Origin of the sequence: Corynebacterium sp. 212_CJEI (genome assembly GCF_001055915.1) — a bacterium.
GTDB classification, from domain to species: Bacteria; Actinomycetota; Actinomycetes; order Mycobacteriales; family Mycobacteriaceae; genus Corynebacterium; species Corynebacterium jeikeium_D.
In genome coordinates, this window is record NZ_JVPT01000065.1 from 38,315 (window position 1) to 57,730 (window position 19,416).

A 19,416-nucleotide genomic window follows, 5' to 3' on the forward strand; every position below is an offset into this window, starting at 1 on the left:
AAGAAAATGATTAACCTCGAACTGCCGAAGTTCCTCAAGGCGGGCGCGTCCCAGTCGCATCAGGCCGCCGCTGAGATCTTCCGACCGATTTCCCGTAAGTACGATCTCGCTGAGCACGAGTACCCGAAGGAACTCGACACCCTTGCCTCCATGATGGACGGCATGGCAGATGGTGGCCGTGGCTTCTCCGGTGCTTCCGGTGGACGTGGTGACGATAAGAAGCCGAAGCGCACCGGTGTAAAAAACGGTGGCAACATGGCTTCGCTGCTCAACGTTATTGAGACCTGCTGGGGTGACGTGGGTCTGACCCTGTCCCTGCCGTACCAGGGTCTAGGTAACGCAGCTATCGCAGCTGTTGCTACCGATGAGCAGCTGGAGGCTTTCGGTAAGACCTGGGCTTCCATGGCAATTACCGAGCCGTCCTTCGGTTCTGACTCCTCCGCAGTTTCCACCACCGCCAAGCTCGATGGTGATGAGTACGTCATCAACGGTGAGAAGATCTTCGTCACTGCTGGTGAGCGTTCCGACTCCGTCGTTGTGTGGGCGACCCTGGACAAGTCCAAGGGCCGTGCTGCCATCAAGTCCTTCCTGGTGAAGAAGGGCACTCCGGGCTTCACCGTTGAGCGCCTGGAGGAGAAGCTGGGTATTCGTTCCTCGGATACCGCAGTGCTCCGCCTGGACAATGTCCGCGTTCCGAAGGAGAACCTGCTGGGTTCCCCGGACATTGATGTTAAGAAGTCCTTCGCCGGCGCAATGGCGACCTTCGACAACACTCGTCCGCTGGTTGCGGGTATGGCCATCGGCGTCTCCCGTGCTTCGCTGGAAGAGCTGCGTCGCATCCTGGAAGAGGCTGGCATCGAGATTGACTACGATGCACCGGCACACACCCAGAGCGCTGCTGCAGCTGAGTACCTGAAGCTGGAGTCCGATTGGGAGGCTGCATACCTCCTGGCTCTGCGCGCTGCGTGGATGGCTGACAACAAGCAGCCGAACACTCTGGAAGCTTCCGAGTGTAAGGCCAAGGCCGGCCGTGCAGGCACCGAGATTTGCCTCCGTGCCGTTCAGCTGGCAGGTACCTTCGGTTACTCTGAGCGTAACCTGCTGGAGAAGTGGTCCCGCGACGTCAAGATCCTGGACATCTTCGAAGGTACCCAGCAGATTCAGCAGCTGGTCGTTGCTCGCCGCACCCTGGGCCTGTCCTCCAAGGAACTGAAGTAGTTACAGTTTCAGAGCAATCTACATACTGGTGAGCCGGTAAAAGCTCACAAAGATGCTCAAGCCACATTTTCCTAAAACACCGTCCTGCCATGACTTGGTAGGCGGTGTTTTATTTTGCGCTGTTTTGGCCGTGTGTCTCTTGTCGTTGCGTTCCTATTTTTCTGAGATTAGAGGGAGAGTTCATCTAATTTTCATCTTTAGGTTCTAGGCTTATTTGCCATGAGCATTTCCCGCCGGGCCTACCTCTCTGTTGCAACTCTTGCTGCAAGTTCAATGGCCGTCGCGAAAACCTCGGGAGCGTACGGCCTTGAGTACGTCACGTCGGGTCTGGGGCTTACCCAGTCGGATTCCAAGTCGTGGCAGGTACTGGCTAGCGACTTGGAGGTCATCACTGTCACAGACACGTCAGTGGCATTTACATGGGCAACATATGCTCCGGGAGTGCAGACAGCGTATGGCTTCATTAAGCCGACCGTTCCTTCGGATGAGCGGGTGCTGCTTGGTCCTGCGGATTCAACGCAGTTAGAGCTCGTGCACGAGGGGTACTCAGAGTCGGGCTACCACCATGTGGTCATTGACGGGTTGGAGCCGGGACGGGAGTACCGCTTTGAGTGCTGGTCACACAACTGTCGCGCGGTTCCGTCGCTGAATATCACCATGAGCAAAACGGCACCGGAGAAGACAGGCGTCGTAAGCACTCTGCCAGCGCTGGAGGGTGCACATTTGGCGACGTTCGCGCTGACGAATGACACACACATTGGTAAGCCCAATCATGACGGCATTCGCATTGGCAACCTCGGTCTTTCCTCCGGTCCGGGAGAGCAGCCTTTTGCCTCTATGCAATTGCAGGGTCTGGTGGACACGGTAAAGGCTGCCGGGTTAGACACTCTCGTCATCAATGGCGATTGCACGGATAGCAACCGCCCTGAGGAGTATGACGAACTCATCAGGGTTTTGGATACTTTCGGTGAGTTTGGGAAAAACTGGTTTGTCACCCGTGGTAATCACGATGTGCACCCGCCCGGGCTACCCAATATCAATGGTTTCCGGGGACGCGGAATCCGCAAAGGCAAGACCGCGGTTCCGGATTACTTCAGCCAGCGTCTTGTGCCGACGCAGCAGCACTGGTCGACTCGCGTCGGCGAAGTGCGCCTCATCGGTGTTGATACCGCCGAGTTTGGTTATGCAGGTGGACGTATTAATGAGCGGCAGATGCGTGCATTGCGTGCCGAACTCGCAGACGATCCAGAGCGTCCGACAATTTTGTTTGCGCATCACCCGTTTACTCAGGATGCGGTGCGTTCGCATTTCGGTGGTGAGGCATTCATGGTCGAGGCGCAGCAGGCCAAGATTTTTCAGGAGATTCTGGCCGCCACGCCGGGTGCCAAAGGCGTGTTCGCTGGTCATACGCACCGCAGCCGCCGTGGTATCGCTGACTACGGGGATACGGACTTCTGTGAGCGGGGTGCGGCACTCGGCTATCCGGGTGGATACACACAGATTCGAGTTCACACTGACGGTTACCAAATTAGCTACCACCGCACTACGACACCTCAGTCTCTGTCCTGGTCAACGAAGACTCGTTGGTCGATGTTCGGGTTGGAGCCAGAGTTTATGCTGGGAAAGATCTCCGATCGGAACTACGTCAATTTCTTCAAGAACAAAGTGCCACTCTGAGCTAGTGCTAGCTTCTAGCAGGGTACGCTGGGCAACGCATAGTGTTAATGGAAAATACGTAGTGGCAAGTTCCGCTGTGGGCGAAGTCGCAAGCCACCACGTTATTGGCCGAGCACAAGTGTGGCTCTGAAGTAATAAGGAATTTAGCGATGACCGACCAGTACAACCCGCGTTCGTCCTCCCCGCAGGATTGGGAGCAGGACGGTTATGCAACATCTGCCTGGGAGCAGCCGCAGGGTGGGGCTCAAGACGAGTACCAGCCTCAGTACCAGTACCAGTCGCAGGGGCCGAACCAGGGAGGTTCACCCCAGCAGTATCCGGCTTATCAGCAGGCTCCGGTACCTGAGCAGAAGAGCAACAACGGTCTGTACGTGGTTTTGGGCATCGTCGGTGTCGCACTTGCAGCGGTCGCCGGTATCGGTGGCGCGTACTACCTGAATAATTCCTCCGATAATTCCCCGCAGTCTCCCGATACGGTTGCGGCAGGGGACTCGTCGTCAAGCACTGCGTCCCCGGCGCCGGTGGAGACGTACACGGAAACCTATACCCAGACCGTCGAGCCGGAAACGACGAAGCAGCCGGAGAGCAGCGCTCCTACCACTACGCAGCGGGGAGATTTTGGTCTTCGCGCGTTCGGTATGAATCGCGATGATATCGATGCCAAAGGTTGGGTTGGCAGTACCGCTCGCTGCTCGGGTGGGTATTACGCGCGTGTGTTGGCGGAGACTTCTTCGGGTAAGGCCGTGATTTGTGAGAACTCCAATAACCGCCAGCAGCGCCATTACATTGGTGACTTCGGTGAGATTTCGGATACCCCGGATGCGTACACAGTAGATAGTTTCTCCGGGAACCGTGCTGTCGCGAAAAATGGTGGCTACACGTATACCGTCACTCCGAATGCGGTAACCGTGACCCAGGACGGCGAAGAGATTTTCCGTGAGCCCGTCACGGACTACGGTGTTTTGAACGCTGGCTAATCAGCTCTAGTTCTTCCTAGGACACGCAAAAAGGACGCGGTAACTTCCATAACGGAAGTTTTTACCGCGTCCTTTTCGTGTCTGCCGTTCGCTTTACGACGGTCCCTGCGCCCTAAGCCACCTTCTCCTCGGTGACATTCTCCCACGGCTTCGGCAGGTGGCGAGGAACCACCTTGCCGACTGCGTTGCGTGGCAGTTCATCGAGGAACACGGTCTCGCGCGGAACGGCGAATCGGCTGAGGCGCTGCTTGACGTATGTGCGAATCTGCTCATTGGTCAGGGCGCGGCCCTCAGGGGAGTCGTCGCGGACAACCCAGGCGACCAGGGCCTGACCGAAGCGCTCATCCGGGACACCTGCGACTGCGCACTCGCGGATACCCTCGAGCTGGCTGAGTGCATCTTCGGTCTGGCGTGGGAAGACGTTCTCGCCACCGGAGACAATCATGTCGTCCTCGCGACCGGAGATGTAGAGCAAGCCGTTTTCCATGCGACCCAGGTCACCGGTACAGACCATGCCGTCAATGACCTGCTTGTCCGCGCCCGGGCGGGTGTAGCCCTCGTACAACATGTTGTTGCCGACGAAGATTCGACCGGTCTCGCCGTCGGCGACGCGGTTGCCGTCTTCGTCGAGAATCTGGACACGAGTGCCCAGCGGTGCGCGACCAGCTGTGGTTGGGTTTGCCTTGAGCTCATCCGGGTTAGCAATGGTTGCCCAGCTGACCTCCGTGGAACCGTACTGGTTGTAGAGAACCGGCCCGAAGCGCTCGAGGGTCTTGGTGACAATTCCCTCTGGAATAGCCGAACCGCAGGATGCGATGACCTTTAGCGATGTCGCGCCGATGTCGTAGTTGTCCGGGAGAATCTCAATCATGCGCTGCAGCATGGTCGGCACCAGGAAGATGGTGTGCGGAGAGTGCTGCTCGATAATGCGCAGGCTGTCGGCTGGATCGAACTTGCGGCGCATAATCATGGTGGAACGCAGTGCGATGCACAGCTGCGCAGTCGCGAATCCCCAGGTGTGGAACAGCGGAGCCGCAAGGTAAGCCGGGCGACGCTGACGCAGAGGAATTCGGCTCATGATGGAAGATGCCGGCATCCAGCTGCGCGGCTCCGGACGCTTGGCACCCTTTGGAGTGCCGGTGGTTCCGGAAGTCAGAATAATAACGCGGCCACGGCGCGGGCGGGTTGGCAGCTCGGCGGTCGGCCACTTTGCCGGCGGTGCTGTCTTCAGCATCTCCTGCATGGAGGTCCAGCCCTCGCGAACGCAGGAGGTGTCACCGTAGTTTTCAAACCACGACACGGCGACCGGGCACTCATCGAAGTCCTCCGGCAGCATGTGAGTGAATTCCTCATCAATGAACAGGAAGTCAATCTTCTGTTCACGAATTACGGCCAGAGTCTGCTCGGCGGAGGCGCCGGTATTGAGCAGCACCAGGTCGGTGCCGAGACGACCGTGGGCACACAGAGCCATAATGAAACCGCGGTGGTTGCGAGCCAGCACACCGATGCGGTCGCGCTGCTGAATATCGCCGTGACGGAGTGCTCGCGCCAGGGCAGTGGAGCGCTCGTGCAGCTCCTCGTAGGTCAGCGAGCCGCCATCATCAATAATCGCAGTGTGGTGCGGATCGCGGCCGGCTGCAATGCCGAGGAGACCAGCTGGCAGGAAGTCCCAGCGGTAGATGGAACTTAATGCCTTACCAGCCGCGCCGGGCCCCATCGAGCCGAGGACGCCAGCCTGAGTCACCGGTGCGAGTCCGAGAACGAGGTCCGAGGTAGCTCGCGAAGCTTTGCGCACCTTATTGAGAATCGAGGTCTGTGGATTAGATGTCATAGTCACTCATCTTCCGTGGTTCATGTCCTGTGGTCTTCGGAGAGGCCTAATCAGGCGAAACCTCATCGGTAGGACTGCCGATTTAGTTTCTTTTACAGTAAGAATAAGTGTCCTAGGTCACTTTTGCGTAGCTTTTTGCAAAATTTTTTTATCAGAAACGAATAGTTGTGAAGATATGTGGCGTGACCAGTGAAGATAGTCAAGTATCAGTTCTCTTTCGCAGCTCAATGGGTGCTGACCTTAGCCGGGGAGGGGTTCTGGTTTGGATCTGATTCTTTTGGGGAAAGCTCCTGAAACCTGTTCTTATCCAGTTGCGCTCTCGACTCGGTGGCGAAGGGCGAACCTATCCGATACGACTCCAGTCCAGACCACTATGGTGACGTCGACTGAGGAGCTGGACGATGATCGCGATGACATTGATGACACGGATGATGACCGTGACGATGGCATGGACGACGATGATCACGATGACTTTGATGACGACGATGACGATGACCGCGTGAACAATTAGTTTTCTAATCGGCACCGTAGATTTTGTGAATCATCGGCCCCCCACGTAACCCATGAACCCCCGCTCACTAGTGAGCGGGGGTTCATGGGCGTTTATGGCAGGGACGCTATTTATTGTCCTGCGGTGTCCTGTGCCATATTCTGCTTAGCGGCATGGCTGACATTGTCGGCGATATCTGTTGACAGTTGTTCGGCATCATCCCACGGGCCAGAATTGGATACCCACACATTGAGCTGTATATGCCCGGTTCGGATGGTTTCTAGGTATCCGTCCTGGTCGTTAATGGTAGATGCACGAGACTGGGCGTCTTCGTCTGCTCCACCAACAAGAATGAGAATTGTTCCATTGGAATCTTCAAAGTTGTAGCCACAGCCAATACCTAAGTCCTTCACGCTAGTCGGCACAGCGTGAGTCTCTTCCGGCATGTAGTCGCCAGCATCACAGACGTTAAGCCAGCTGAGCGCCATTTTGTAGTAATAGGAGGCTATGGAGGCCTGGTCGGAATTGGTGTTCTTGTCTTCCAATTCCGAGTTTGCTTCTTCCAGCTCATCAATCTTTGCTTGCAGCTCGCTTTCCCGCTCCTCTGCCTGCTGTTGAAACGAGTAAATCTCTTCACTCGCGCTTGCAAGTTCGGACTCAGCATTCTTACCGCCCATGGCAAACCCCGCCGCGCCGGCAACAATCACTCCGACTGCGCCGAGGATGAGCGGCAGCGTCAAAGGTTTACTCTTTCCGGACTTAGTGCCGGAAGCTCTCTCCGACACTTTCTCGGAAGTGCCCGACTGGTTGCTATTCCACGGATCGATGGGTTCGTGAGCGTTCATTTTTAACCGACTACCTTCACCTTCTGTGCGATTGTGATTGGTTCGAATCCTGGCTGCTGAGCTGTCACAGCAACGATGTATTCACCGGGTTCTGTAAATGTTGCGTAGGCCTTCTCCCCAAACCGGCGAACGATCTGGCAAGGAGTATGTTGTCCAGTCACACCTGCGCTGGCACTTGCAGTCGGTTTGCCCTCAGAATCGTAGACATCCACCTTGTTTTCACAGGTTTCCGTACCACCAGACTGGCTGAAATTCCACAGCAACCTCGCGTTTGCTTCGCCATCAACCAGGGGATAGGTCAACAGGCTATTGGCCCCCTCGAAGGGAAGCGTGATCCGAGCAGTGTCGAAGCCGCCCAATTCTTTCTGGTGAGCAGTTGCGTCAATCTTGACGTTTTGGCGCTTGGCACTGCCGGGCTCCATGCCGCCAATTTTGGTCAGCTCCATCGAGCTATTCAGCGTTACTGCACCGGAGTCGGCATCCGAGTCTGAAAGTTCGCTGTTGGGAGAATTCTTATCCTGCGAACTGTTGGCATATTCCTGCTCTGGCTCTTCCGACCCGGTCGAGCTCTCAATCGAGCTAGGAGTTTCGGATTGTGCATCAGAAGCAGGGGACGTTTCTGTAACTGTCACCACCGCGGGGGACTCCGGGACAGCGTTGTTAGTGGGCATACCTGAGCAGCCAACCAGAGTCAGGGTAGCAGCGGCGGCTGCCACAGCTAAAACGTGCTTTGAATGAAACTGGGATGTCATGGGCGTTAAAAACCTCCGAGTTAAGCGCCGAATAAGCGTTTTCTTCATCTGCTTGACGACGCTATAGCGGAGGCCTCAGAAGCGGTACGGGAGTTCTCCCGGTGACTTTCACTACCCGTGCAGGTTTAACTAAATCCTGTCGGGTTCAGCGAATTAATCGTTGGACAAAAGATTGAGGGAAAGAACCGTTTAATGAACCTCCAACAGCTGAAAGATGTGGCCAAAAGCTACTTCTCAAAAACCACAGATATTGTGAAGGGTGTTCCAGATCGTACTAAAGGTTGGCGCGGTGATTTGGAGGATCAAGGAATTATTCCAAACCGTGTTGGTGTAGATCAAGAAGGTCGTATCATTCCGCCATTTTTTGTTTGGTGGGCACCCTGGATGTTTCGAGTCGTACTCATTATCGCCGGATTCATAATTGGCGGAATTTTGGAATCCACCAATAGTGGGCCATATCCAGATACGGCGATGTTGATTCCATTCGCCATGGGGTTTGCGATGTGGTTCTTGCGAAATCAGACTAGTTGGATTCCCGGCCTCATTATCACGGTGCTGGCAGTCACCGCAGCATCGCTTATGTCTAAAAGCGTCCTTATTTCGCTCGAAGCATTAATCCTTTTCGCTCTCGTAGTCCTAGTGGAATACATCTACGCTCGCGCCGCATTCGACTACAACACTGCCGCGGCGTTTGAAGAGATGAAGCAGGCGCTTTCCACGTACGGCACTGCCTATGAGCTTGAAGAACGAGAGGACACCAACGTCAACGGAGAGACTCTGACAACTGTCTCCGCGCTTGATTCGGGACGCCCTGCTAGGGCAATGATTCGACTGTTGCCGGAGCATGTAGACCCCGGATGGCTTATCGCAGTAGATCCCGCCAGGCGGTTTATGACAGGCCTATCTCCAGAACAGCGTGTTCGCATCAGTGAGATTCAGGAGCAGATGTGAGTCTGAATCCCGCAGTTCGAGACAACCTAGCTGGAAATCTATTTTCACCAGGCGCAGTGCCAACGGGCGCCAAGTTAGCTCAGCTGATTGCTGACATTCCCATGGGCGGAGATGCCTCTTCCTCGGATTTTTGGGAAGCGCGTGTCCGTTTAATTCGAGACCTGTTGTTCTTCGGTAAGCAGTCCCAGCGCGCACTGGACATTATCGATGAGCTGCACACCGAAGATTTTGTCGACGCAGTGCGAAAGAAGTTCGGTGTTTCTTTTCGACTTGTTCTCAAACGAGTACAGCGTCCTCAGTACTTCTTCACTGATGTGCAGATGAAGGCAGTTAAAGAGGGGTTCTTGAAGCCGTATGCAAAGGGCAGCGGAAAAGCGATTACCGAGCACGGGCTTGAAGAGTTCTTTGATCGGATATTGGTTCCAACGTCTAACCGCATGGAGCTCCGTGAATACGTCGACGTTGAAGATAGCCAGGAAATTGAGACTGGTCCGACGAACAACGCGGAGAAACGAGTCTGGGCGGCCTTTGATGAGGCCAGTAGTGCAAATACCGACATTCGGTCGATTGCAGATGTCATTGCGAACGGTTTTCGTGAACAGTCCGAAGGCTTTATTGACGGCAAACCGATCGATAGCGACATGCTGAAGAGTGCAACTAAATCCATCGGTGCGAGTTTTCGTACCGGCTCGCCAGAGGCTGAAACCCGCACCGGTCTTATTCGAAGGTTGCAAGCAGTCGATGATCCAGCGGATTTAGTGACTCGACATACTTTCGGTCTGCTTAACGACGAATCGTCGCTGGACCCAACGAGACTTCGTAAAGAATTGCAAATTGCTGAGGGAGCCTACTGTTCTAGTTCCGATTCGACAATTGAGAATCGCGTCCTTCAAAACGTCAATCGAGACGATGTCTTGAAGGCTGATACCGGAAGGGGAAAATCGGATTTTAAGACGCCCCATGCCGGTGAAGGGGATGCGATTGCCAAGGAGTTATTACGATTTCTTTCTCCATTTGTTGTGCTCGGTTTAATAGTGCAGTTCATGCAGGAGGGTAATGGATTTATTGCTGTACCGGTTCTGGCTATTTTTGTCGGTATCTTGTGGGCGTTGGTAAAGAAGCGAGTGGCAAAACGATGGATTGCTGTTTTTGGAATCGTATATTTCATTGCCATGGGGGTTATAAATGATAATTTCTATGAATTAGGATGGGTTCTATTTTCTATATTTATCATTACATTTGTGTCGATTGCCTATCTATTCGCTAAGGGGAAGGAATATAAAAATGGGGTTCTTTAATAACAAAAAGGATGAAAATAAAAGGTCGGTTAAACATTCAGACGGTCGTGTTGATGAGTATCAGGAACGAGATCCTAAGTATCCGGAGGTTGACTTCGGTGGAGCGCATAATTTCGCCCCGCTGCCGAATTTTGATGAGTCCTTCGGCCCCCGGGGCACGGTCGACAATGGTGATACCACAGGTCAGGAGCCGGTCGAGTATTCCGGAGATCCAAAACTAGACACCGACGAAGCTGCATGGTCCAAGGTTGAGAACGTCGAATTTGACGGTGTTGAATTTGGTGGTGCCGAGTTTGGCCATGATGAAGACACCGCGGAAGGAGTTCCAGCCCAGCAGGATTTTCCTCCCGCGACAGTGGAAGAGCTCCCAGAAACGGATGCTGAAAGTACCGCAGGTGTTGCGGCCGGGAACGTCGTAAAGCAGTTGGATTTGATTCAAACACGGCTGGACACAATGAACGCAGTATTGCGCTCTCAAAGTGAAGAGTTGGAAGCGCTGACTGATCGTCGTTGGTACGCCCAGTTGATGCCGCTGGCGGAAAAGTTGGCGGCCATCCATGACGGGATTTGCGCTGACCTTTCGCGGCTCGAAGAAACTACCGAAACTGATGGCAGTGACCTGTATTCGACCCTGGATTTCCTGCAGGACTCGATCGCAGATGCGCTTCAGTCCATGGGAGTGGCAATTACAGAGGCGAAGGTGGGCGATGCCTTTGATTCTTCAATTCACCGTCGTACCAAATTCGCGGATTCGGATAACCCCGCGCTGCACCGCACGCTGGCGCCATCACGACGAATCTCGCACTACTACACCTTCACCAGTTCTACCAGTCCAATTGTGGTGGCCAAGGCGCCGGTCACGGTGTACCGGCACAGCGGCAACTAGGCCAAAACTCGAGTCTGAACAGAGCACAGCTCGAGTCCGGCCAGCACACAACTAGAGCGCTGACACGGCAAAAGAAGTCAAGAATCCAACAGATTTCAGAATAAGGAGAAAAATCATGGCTGAACGTATTTACGGCATCGATCTGGGCACATCCAATAGCGCAATTTCCTACGTGGACTCACTGGGTGTTCCTGTCATTCAAGAAAACCTCGACGGAGATCTGTCGACACCAAGTGTGGTGTGGTTTGAATCGAAGGCCAATACCGTTGTCGGAAAGCTGGCACGTGAAGAGAAGCTCTTCAGCCCCAATGACGTCATCGAGCTGGTGAAGCGGAGCATCGGCACCGATAAGAAATGGAATTTCAGCGGGAAGGCGTATACCCCGGAGGAGATTTCTTCATTGATTTTGCGCTCGTTGGTTCCAGACGAAGCAGCTGACGACGAGATTTCGGCAGTTATTACTGTGCCGGCATATTTTGGTGCGAAGGAGCGCGAGGCAACTCGCAACGCAGGGCAGATTGCTAATTTCAATGTGTTGGAGCTGGTAGCAGAACCGGTTGCTGCGGCCCTCTACTACGACTCCAAGCAGCCTCTAAAGGACAAGACCTTGCTGGTGTATGACCTCGGAGGCGGTACATTCGATGCCACGATTGTGCAGGGGATTGACAACACCTTCCGGGTTATTGCCACCGACGGTGATGCTCGACTGGGCGGTGCTGACTGGGATAAGGCGCTTGGTGAATTTATCCTGGATAAATTCATTGAGCAGACTGGTGACGAGGAGGCGGAAAACGATGAGACCTTCGTCGCTAAGTTGCATGAGCAGACGGTGAACTGTAAAGAGGCGCTGAGTAATGCGGAAAGCGCCACTGTGCGACTTGCCAGTGACTCTGGTTCCCGCGCCAAGATTGCCGTTACCCGCGAAGACTTGGAGCGTGTCACGGCGCCATTGCTCGAGCAGACGGAGATTCCTTTGACCCGTGTATTGGAGACGGCAAAGGAAAAGGAGCCGGGACTGACAATTGATGAGGTCATCCTGGTGGGTGGATCTTCGCGAATGACCGCCGTAACCAAACTGGTGGAGCGTCTGACGGGTAAGAAGCCACTGTTGGTTGAGCCTGATCTAGCCGTTGCTAAGGGTGCTGCCCTTGCTGCGATGATCAGCAAGCTCGGGGGAGTGGTTAATGCTGAGTCCAGCCCTGCTGTCCAACAGCAGTCAATTGCGCAGATCGCGGCTGAGACAGGGATTGACGCCGGGCAGCTAGCCGCGCTGTCGGAGAAGAAGGTGGCAAATGTATTGCCAAAGTCGATTGGCATTCGAGTTGTCGATCATCTGAACAACCCGTACATCGACTATCTGGTCAACCAGAATGACATGATTCCCCTGTCTGAGCCGGTGGTCCGGGAGTATTCGACCGTAGCTGATGGCCAAGAGGAAGTAGATTTGACGCTGTATCAGCAGGCCAGTGACGTTCCATCCGAAGATGTCGCTCTCAATGACATCATTAGTGGATCGGAATCTATGCTGACAGGTATCCCGCCGTTGCCCAAGGGTCAGCCAATTCAGGTTAAGTTCTTTGTAGCAGCAGACGGCATGATTACCGTGGAAGGCACTCACGTTCCATCGGGTCGCTCAATCGAATCCCACGTGCGCATTGGTGTGATGAATGAGGAAGAGATTTCGGCTGCTCGCACGACGATGATGAAGGTTTCTGTCAGCCAAGGAGATAACTGATGACCGACGATCGCACTCTAATCCCGGGCGTCGATGACATTGACAGCGGTGCAAATTCCGATACTGATGGTCGAAATCGGAAGATTCTGCTGTTCGTGCTCGCCATTCTGGTTGTCGTCATCCTGGCAATGGTGGTCTGGATCCTAAATTTCCGCTCTAACCAGCAGGATAACGCCGACGGGTTGTTTGAAACCACTGAAAGCACCGAAGTGGAAGTCTCGCCGTCCTACTATGTGGGCGATGATCAGGAACCAACCTCGACTACAATCGCACCGCCTGCCGACGATCGGTTCGTAGACCCAGAGGTCTTAGCGTCGACCGTTGATCCGACGTGCCCGATGCTGCAGAGTGCCTGGTCAAACCAGGGCTCCGATATGGACTGTGAAGCATATTACGAGGTAGTGCGGGCGCTCAGTAAACAGCGGCAAGAGCAAGGAACACTGCCAAAGCAGACGACAATCGAGATTGAGTATGACGGTCAGCCACTGACGATGGAATGCCAAGAAGTTTCGCCTAATTATGATTGCCGCTCTGAGTCTGGGATTCAGATTATGGTGGGTAATCTCGATGGGTCTGGGCAACGGAACCGATGACTAATCTTCCCCAGGTAGGCGATATTTTTGAGGGCTACGAGGTTGAAGCTCTCATCGGTGCCGGCAATATGGGGACTGTTTTTCGAGTACGAAATCCCAAGCTGGGCCGAAACGAAGCACTGAAAATCGTCCCACTGCCGGAAGAGGCCAGTGCTTCTAAGCGAATGGAGGCACTGTTCCAGAACGAGGTTTCTATCGCAGCCACTGTTCACGTTCCCAACGTTGTGACCGTGTTCGATGGCGGGCGAGCCGGGAACCTGCTTTGGTTCACCATGACTCTTATTAGCGGTAATTCGTTGGGCGCTGAACTGGCCGAATATCCGCCGCGCACTTTCGATAAGAGCGAGGTCATGTCGATTGGTGTGGAGATTGCTACCGCGCTAGATCGGCTAGCAAAGCACGAACCAGCGGTGATTCATGGTGATGTAAAACCATCAAATATCGTCGTAGAGCGAGATTCGTCGGGGCTTGTGTTAAGCGCGACGCTTGTGGATTTCGGTGTATCAACCGCCACTGAAATCGACAGTGTTGGCGTGACCAATCGTGTTGCCGGCTCATTGCCCTACATGGCGCCAGAGATCTTCACTAAGGGTTGCATTAGTGCAGCTAGTGACGAGTATGCGTTTGCGTGCACGATATTCGAGCTGTTGCAGGGATATAAGGCATTTCCAGCTACTGACGCGGCCAGTGCGCGGCAATTGCACTGCGGTAAGCGACCGGTTACCAACCTCGGTGCGGTAGTTGATTCGGTCTTCGCCAAGGCGTTGGCGGTTGACGCCGATGAACGCTACGAATCCTGCAATGCGTTTATTAGCGATCTCATTGCTGCGCTAAATGGTGGTGCCGTCGAGGTTCGCAATCCGAAGAACCGGAAGAAAGCCCTTGCAGCGTTCTCCGTAGTGGCATGTCTAGGCCTTATTGGTGGTGGCATTGTTGTTGCCGAACGTAGCGGCATTGGAGATGGCGGTCTCTTTAGTGCCAAGCACTTGGCACAGCCAGTAGCTATCGGAGGTTCTGCGGAACCGATGCGACTTCGCGCTCCCGATTTGGCGAAGGGGCCTCGGATTCCGGTGGGTGACCGATGGACCCTTACGTCGTTAAGCGACGTCCCCATCGGTGAGAAGAGCTGGCAGGGGATTCAGCGGATGGGAACATTCAACGGTGCTGCATATCACGCGACGCAGTTTGCTTCGGCAGATGAATTCTTGCTGCCATTTCGCCACGGTATTGATGAGAAGAAGCCGATTGCAGAGGCTGAAAATGACAAATGGCGGGGTGAAATTCTGGATGCCGTGAGCAAGAACCGGTCAGTGGCTGAACCAGCTGGCTCTGAAGTGGTGAAACTGCGAATGGAGCCCGATGGTCGCCGGCTGGATGTCCTACAAACGTCAGGCTCATTTCAAGCTGTGAACAGCGAAGGTTCCGAGGCAACACGGCCGATTAATTACTGCTTGGTTCAGCCGGCGGAAAGTTCTGCGCCATCCAGTCCCGAAGTGCTTCGTCCGGTATTTGTCGTTTTGAGTGAAGGCGATCCTTGTCCTGCTGCCTATGACACGGTGGCGGCGTGGGCAATGCAAACCACGACGAATTAAGCGATAACGCCGAGAATATTTGTTATATTTCGGATAACTATCATGAATGCCAGTCACTTCAGCCGTCGTTGGGCGATTCCCCCAGGAGCGTTGGGTAGGGTTCCTGATTCGCGGTTGGTGGCTGGTGGTGCGAGAGAAAGGCCTGGTCAACGTGACATCGCTCCCAACACTTGTGGTTGATAATTTGTGTGGGGATGCGATTGTTGCCAATCCGAGTGAGGGATTGACCATCGGGCGTGACGCCGACCTCAAAGTGGGCGAAGATAACCGCTACATGCACCGCATAGCAATGTATGTGTATGCGGAATCCGGAATGTGGTTTCTGCTCAATAACTGCGAGCACGTGACTGCAATGGTGCACATTCCGGAGGTGTCGCGGTCATTCCGGCTGGCTCCGCAACAGCGTTTTGATTTGAGCTACCCGGAGTATTTCATCCGCTTTTCCGTCAAGGATGACCAGTACGAAATTCAGATTAAACAGGATATTGAGCACGCCGATGCGAAGGTCGTGCTGCCAACTGACGGGACTGAAACCATCTCGGTTGGGGAGCTGCCGGAGCGCCAGCGTGCTCTGATCGCTGCATATGCGGAGGATTATCTGCGCGGCCGAATCGACACCATTATGGTTTCATGCACCGATGCCGAGGCCGGCCGAAAGCTGGGAGGCAAGACCGCAAAGGCAGTCGAGCATTACCGCACCGCACTTTTTGAATCCGCTTTGAGCAAGGGGCTGGTCTCAAGCAAGGAGTGGCAACGGGTTAATCAAAAGAGCCGTCTGCAGCTGGTAGTTGTCGCTGCAATCGAAGCACGATTGGTCACTGCAGACGACTTGAAACTGCTCGCTTAACGACGGTACTTGCGATAAGTCAATCCTTTAATTGGCGTGTTCACAGTAGTGGTTCGGCCGCCACGGGCATTCTTCGTCCACCGAACGGGCCCCATGCGATAGGAATATCCGAGGCCAGAACGCGATAGCGTAACCCGGGAGTTGCGGGTGGGGCGGAAGGTCTTTCGGAAGCTGAATAGTTTGAAAGCCATTGATATAAATCCATTCTCGGTGCGTCACAGACTGCCATGCGCTCTGACCGTGCTGCTTTGGACAGCATCGCTCTCTGACTGCATTGTGCCGGTGACATAAGCGGATAAATCGTGGTGCGTTTGATGGCACCACTGTCCAGATTTGGGCAGTCCAGCATGGTTTAGCTAGGGGAGAACTCCCCGGGGAGAACTCCCGTTTCTTTTGTGTCCGAGAGTTTTTAATCTGAGATCATGTTCACCAAGAAGATTTCCGCTGTAGCCGCCGCAATCACTGCCGCCACTGCGCTTGCTGTTGTCAATCCGTCCGTCGCCGATGCAGCTACGAACTACCCCAAGATCAACCGTGACTATGTCAGCTATTCCACAGACGGAGAAACCGTAGTCTGTGGTGGGTCGGTAAATCAGGACATGTTCCGCTGCCAGACCACAGCTAAGTGGGGTAACAAGAAGAACGCCCACAATCTGGTCACCTTTGATCTCGAGGATGCATCTGGAAGTTGGGAAGCCGGAATGAGCGGTGGAAATTGGGATGCCTCGCGCCCGCCATTCCGACTGAAGGAAGGGAAGAAGTACAGCTTCCACGGGATCGTGGTCCTGAATAAGAATGGCACCCTGTACTTCAGTTCTCCGTACCACGAGGTGCGCGGTGAAGTGACTCCGTATGAGTGGGAGATTATGGAGACTGACTGATATCCCGTGCAAATACTCCTTCTTGTCTGGCGTTTGGCTTAACGCGCAGGAGTAATTCATTCCAACATTCGTTTCCTCCCGGTGGCATTGCCGCCGGGAGCTTTTGCTGCCGTACGAGCAGTGATACCTCTCTCGACCAGGCTGTTCGCTACTGGCGTACGGCTATAGGGATTAATCTGTGTCGCGTCGCGTTTAAGCTAGGTGAAACAACCTTTATTGAATTACGGCAAAAATAGACACTTGAAAGGGCAGTGATGTTCGAGAGGTTTACGGACCGAGCACGTCGCGTTGTCGTCCTGGCACAGGATGAGGCACGCGAGCTCAATCACAATTACATCGGCACGGAGCACATCCTGCTCGGCCTGATTAGTGAAGGCGACGGTGTAGCTGCCAAGGCGCTGGAGTCCATGGGTATTTCCCTGGATGCTGTGCGCTCTGAGGTAGTCGACATTATTGGTCGTGGCTCCCAGCCGCCGAGCGGTCACGTGCCGTTTACCCCGCGTGCAAAGAAGGTGCTGGAGTACTCTCTGCGCGAGGCTCTGCAGCTGGGTCACAAGTACATCGGTACTGAGCACCTGCTGCTCGGCCTGATTCGTGAGGGCGAAGGTGTTGCTGCTCAGGTCCTGGTTAAGCTCGGCGCTGACCTGCCGCGCGTACGTCAGCAGGTTATTCAGCTGCTCAGCGGTTTCCAGGGCGATGAGTCCGATGGTTCTCCGGAGCAGCGTCCGGTCGGTGCTACTTCCGGCGCTCGTGTGCAGGAGGGTAACCACCAGTCGGGTTCGCTGGTGCTTGATCAGTTCGGTCGTAACCTGACCGTTGCTGCACGTGAGGGCAAGCTGGATCCGGTTATTGGCCGCGAGAAAGAAATCGAGCGCATTATGCAGGTTCTTTCTCGTCGCACCAAGAACAACCCTGTGCTGATTGGTGAGCCTGGTGTTGGTAAGACCGCCGTCGTGGAGGGGCTTGCACTGGACATTGTCAACGGTCGTGTGCCGGAGACGCTGAAGGATAAGCAGCTTTACTCTCTCGACCTGGGCTCGCTGGTTGCGGGTTCCCGTTACCGCGGTGACTTCGAGGAGCGTCTGAAGAAGGTGCTCAAGGAGATTAACCAGCGCGGTGACATCATCCTGTTTATTGACGAGATTCACACGCTGGTTGGTGCCGGTGCCGCCGAGGGCGCAATTGATGCAGCCTCGATTCTGAAGCCGAAGCTGGCTCGCGGTGAGCTGCAGACCATCGGTGCTACCACTTTGGATGAGTACCGTAAGCACATCGAGAAGGACGCCGCTCTCGAGCGTCGTTTCCAGCCGGTGAACGTGCCGGAGCCGAGCGTGGATCTCACTATCGAGATTCTGCGTGGTGTTCGCGATAAGTACGAGGCTCACCACCGCGTATCCATCTCGGACAAGGCGCTGGTTGCGGCAGCTACCCTCTCGGATCGTTACATCAACGACCGCTTCCTGCCGGATAAGGCTGTTGACCTTATTGACGAGGCCGGTGCTCGTATGCGCATCAAGCGCATGACTGCCCCGGCTGACCTGCAGGAGATTGACTCCAAGATTGCCGATGTGCGCCGCCAGAAGGAAGCCGCCATCGACGAGCAGGACTTCGAGAAGGCAGCTGGTCTGCGCGACAAGGAGCGCAAGCTGGGCGAAGAGCGCCGCGAGCGCGAGAAGAAGTGGCGTGCGGGCGAGTCCGACACCATCGCTGAGATTGGCGAGGAACAGATTGCGGAGGTCCTGGCTTCCTGGACTGGCATTCCGGTGTTCAAGCTCACCGAGGAAGAGTCCTCGCGTCTGCTGCGCATGGAGGATGAGCTGCACAAGCGCATCATCGGTCAGGAAGAGGCTGTCAGTGCTGTCTCCCGCGCTATTCGTCGTACCCGTGCTGGCCTGAAGGACCCGAAGCGTCCGTCCGGTTCGTTCATCTTCGCTGGTCCGTCCGGTGTTGGTAAGACCGAGCTGTCGAAGGCTCTGGCCGAGTTCCTCTTTGGTGAGGAAGACGCACTCATTCAGATTGATATGGGTGAGTTCCACGACCGCTTCACTGCTTCTCGTCTCTTCGGTGCTCCTCCCGGATACGTCGGCTACGAAGAGGGCGGCCAGCTCACCGAGAAGGTGCGCCGCAAGCCGTTCTCCGTCGTGCTTTTCGACGAGATTGAGAAGGCCCACAAGGAGATTTACAACACCTTGCTGCAGGTCCTGGAAGACGGTCGTCTGACTGACTCGCAGGGTCGAGTGGTGGACTTCAAGAACACGGTTCTGATCTTCACCTCGAACCTGGGTACCAGCGACATTTCCAAGGCTGTTGGTATGGGCTTCTCGGGTGTCGGCGAGGCCGATGAAGATGGCAAGTACGAGCGGATGAAGGACAAGGTCCACGACGAGCTGAAGAAGCACTTCCGTCCGGAGTTCCTGAACCGTATCGACGAGATTGTGGTCTTCAGGCAGCTGAGCCAGGCTGAGATTGTCCAGATGGTCGACCTCATGCTGGCCCGCGTCAGCGACCAGCTCGACGAGAAGCGCATCACCATGGAGATTTCCGACCGCGCCAAGAACCTGCTGGCCAAGCGTGGCTTTGATCCAGTGCTCGGTGCCCGTCCGCTGCGTCGCACGATCCAGCGCGAGATTGAGGATCAGCTCTCCGAGAAGATTCTCTACGGTGAGGTTGGTCTCGGCGAGACCGTCTTCATCGATGTCGAAGGCTGGGATGGCGAGTCCAAGGACGTCGACAAGGCGAAGTTCACCTTCACCAACAAGGGCAAGGCCGGTAACGTTGATGCCGACGGCGGTGCTCTGGCTGACTCCGAGGAAGACAAGGACGTTCTCGGAAATGCTGACGGC

At 55.0% G+C, this 19,416-nt stretch carries 17 protein-coding genes; 13 read left to right on the plus strand and 4 right to left on the minus strand.

What is annotated here, in order from left to right:
• Positions 1–6: 6 nt before the first annotated feature.
• The 3 genes from ADB02_RS08815 to ADB02_RS08825 all read left to right on the plus strand — a co-directional run bounded on the left by ADB02_RS08815 (position 7) and on the right by ADB02_RS08825 (position 3,872).
• Positions 7–1,218 carry an acyl-CoA dehydrogenase family protein gene (locus ADB02_RS08815; RefSeq protein WP_016421475.1) on the plus strand — a complete coding sequence of 404 codons (1,212 nt, stop codon included), beginning with the start codon at positions 7–9 and terminating at the stop codon, positions 1,216–1,218.
• 219 nt (positions 1,219–1,437) lie between these two features.
• Positions 1,438–2,895: a purple acid phosphatase family protein gene (locus ADB02_RS08820; RefSeq protein WP_048731772.1), complete on the plus strand. Its 1,458-nt coding sequence runs from the start codon at positions 1,438–1,440 to the stop codon at positions 2,893–2,895.
• 149 nt (positions 2,896–3,044) lie between these two features.
• Positions 3,045–3,872, plus strand: a complete 828-nt coding sequence (locus ADB02_RS08825) for a hypothetical protein (protein ID WP_049190674.1) — start codon at positions 3,045–3,047, stop codon at positions 3,870–3,872.
• Positions 3,873–3,984: 112 nt separating this feature from the next.
• On the opposite strand, the gene ADB02_RS08830 is transcribed toward ADB02_RS08825, so the two are convergent.
• Positions 3,985–5,703: an AMP-binding protein gene (locus tag ADB02_RS08830; RefSeq protein ID WP_038626623.1), complete on the minus strand. Its 1,719-nt coding sequence runs from the start codon at positions 5,701–5,703 to the stop codon at positions 3,985–3,987.
• 373 nt (positions 5,704–6,076) lie between these two features.
• Between ADB02_RS08830 and ADB02_RS11560 the strand changes: the two genes are divergently transcribed.
• The gene (locus tag ADB02_RS11560; RefSeq protein ID WP_160310025.1) at positions 6,077–6,214 is read left to right on the plus strand and encodes a hypothetical protein; all 138 of its coding nucleotides are present in this window, start codon (positions 6,077–6,079) and stop codon (positions 6,212–6,214) included.
• A gap of 110 nt (positions 6,215–6,324) precedes the next feature.
• Here ADB02_RS11560 and ADB02_RS08835 read toward each other — a convergent pair whose 3' ends face one another.
• Together ADB02_RS08835 and ADB02_RS08840 are read right to left on the minus strand one after the other, a co-directional pair.
• Complete coding sequence (locus ADB02_RS08835; RefSeq protein ID WP_049171884.1) at positions 6,325–7,038, minus strand: hypothetical protein; 714 nt, start codon at positions 7,036–7,038, stop codon at positions 6,325–6,327.
• A 2-nt stretch (positions 7,039–7,040) separates the two neighbouring features.
• Positions 7,041–7,790 (minus strand): hypothetical protein, encoded by a 750-nt coding sequence (locus tag ADB02_RS08840; protein ID WP_222865188.1) that lies wholly within the window; start codon positions 7,788–7,790, stop codon positions 7,041–7,043.
• 192 nt (positions 7,791–7,982) lie between these two features.
• Here ADB02_RS08840 and ADB02_RS08845 point away from each other — a divergent pair, with 192 nt between their 5' ends.
• The 7 genes from ADB02_RS08845 to ADB02_RS08875 all read left to right on the plus strand — a co-directional run bounded on the left by ADB02_RS08845 (position 7,983) and on the right by ADB02_RS08875 (position 15,692).
• Positions 7,983–8,741: a hypothetical protein gene (locus ADB02_RS08845; RefSeq protein ID WP_049190676.1), complete on the plus strand. Its 759-nt coding sequence runs from the start codon at positions 7,983–7,985 to the stop codon at positions 8,739–8,741.
• Positions 8,738–10,039, plus strand: coding sequence for a hypothetical protein (locus tag ADB02_RS08850; protein ID WP_049171882.1), 1,302 nt, complete (start codon positions 8,738–8,740; stop codon positions 10,037–10,039). The genes ADB02_RS08845 and ADB02_RS08850 overlap by 4 nt, the downstream gene beginning before the upstream one ends.
• Positions 10,026–10,925 (plus strand): hypothetical protein, encoded by a 900-nt coding sequence (locus ADB02_RS08855; protein WP_049190678.1) that lies wholly within the window; start codon positions 10,026–10,028, stop codon positions 10,923–10,925. Before ADB02_RS08850 ends, ADB02_RS08855 begins: the two co-directional genes overlap by 14 nt.
• Before the next feature lie 115 nt (positions 10,926–11,040).
• Positions 11,041–12,660 carry an Hsp70 family protein gene (locus tag ADB02_RS08860; RefSeq protein WP_016421465.1) on the plus strand — a complete coding sequence of 540 codons (1,620 nt, stop codon included), beginning with the start codon at positions 11,041–11,043 and terminating at the stop codon, positions 12,658–12,660.
• Complete coding sequence (locus ADB02_RS08865) at positions 12,660–13,253, plus strand: hypothetical protein (protein WP_016421464.1); 594 nt, start codon at positions 12,660–12,662, stop codon at positions 13,251–13,253. Before ADB02_RS08860 ends, ADB02_RS08865 begins: the two co-directional genes overlap by 1 nt.
• Positions 13,250–14,845 carry a serine/threonine-protein kinase gene (locus ADB02_RS08870; RefSeq protein WP_016421463.1) on the plus strand — a complete coding sequence of 532 codons (1,596 nt, stop codon included), beginning with the start codon at positions 13,250–13,252 and terminating at the stop codon, positions 14,843–14,845. Before ADB02_RS08865 ends, ADB02_RS08870 begins: the two co-directional genes overlap by 4 nt.
• Before the next feature lie 46 nt (positions 14,846–14,891).
• Complete coding sequence (locus tag ADB02_RS08875; protein ID WP_224433510.1) at positions 14,892–15,692, plus strand: hypothetical protein; 801 nt, start codon at positions 14,892–14,894, stop codon at positions 15,690–15,692.
• Here the strand turns inward: ADB02_RS08875 and ADB02_RS11365 are convergent.
• Positions 15,689–15,883, minus strand: coding sequence for a DUF4236 domain-containing protein (locus ADB02_RS11365; protein ID WP_016421461.1), 195 nt, complete (start codon positions 15,881–15,883; stop codon positions 15,689–15,691). The two genes, ADB02_RS08875 and ADB02_RS11365, sit on opposite strands and share 4 nt — an antisense overlap.
• Before the next feature lie 231 nt (positions 15,884–16,114).
• Here ADB02_RS11365 and ADB02_RS08880 point away from each other — a divergent pair, with 231 nt between their 5' ends.
• A complete protein-coding gene (locus tag ADB02_RS08880) occupies positions 16,115–16,573 on the plus strand; it encodes a hypothetical protein (RefSeq protein WP_038626607.1) in 459 nt (152 codons plus the stop codon).
• Between the two features lie 254 nt (positions 16,574–16,827).
• Positions 16,828–19,416 (plus strand): ATP-dependent Clp protease ATP-binding subunit (locus ADB02_RS08885; RefSeq protein WP_049190679.1); only part of this gene is annotated, 2,589 nt, incomplete at its 3' end.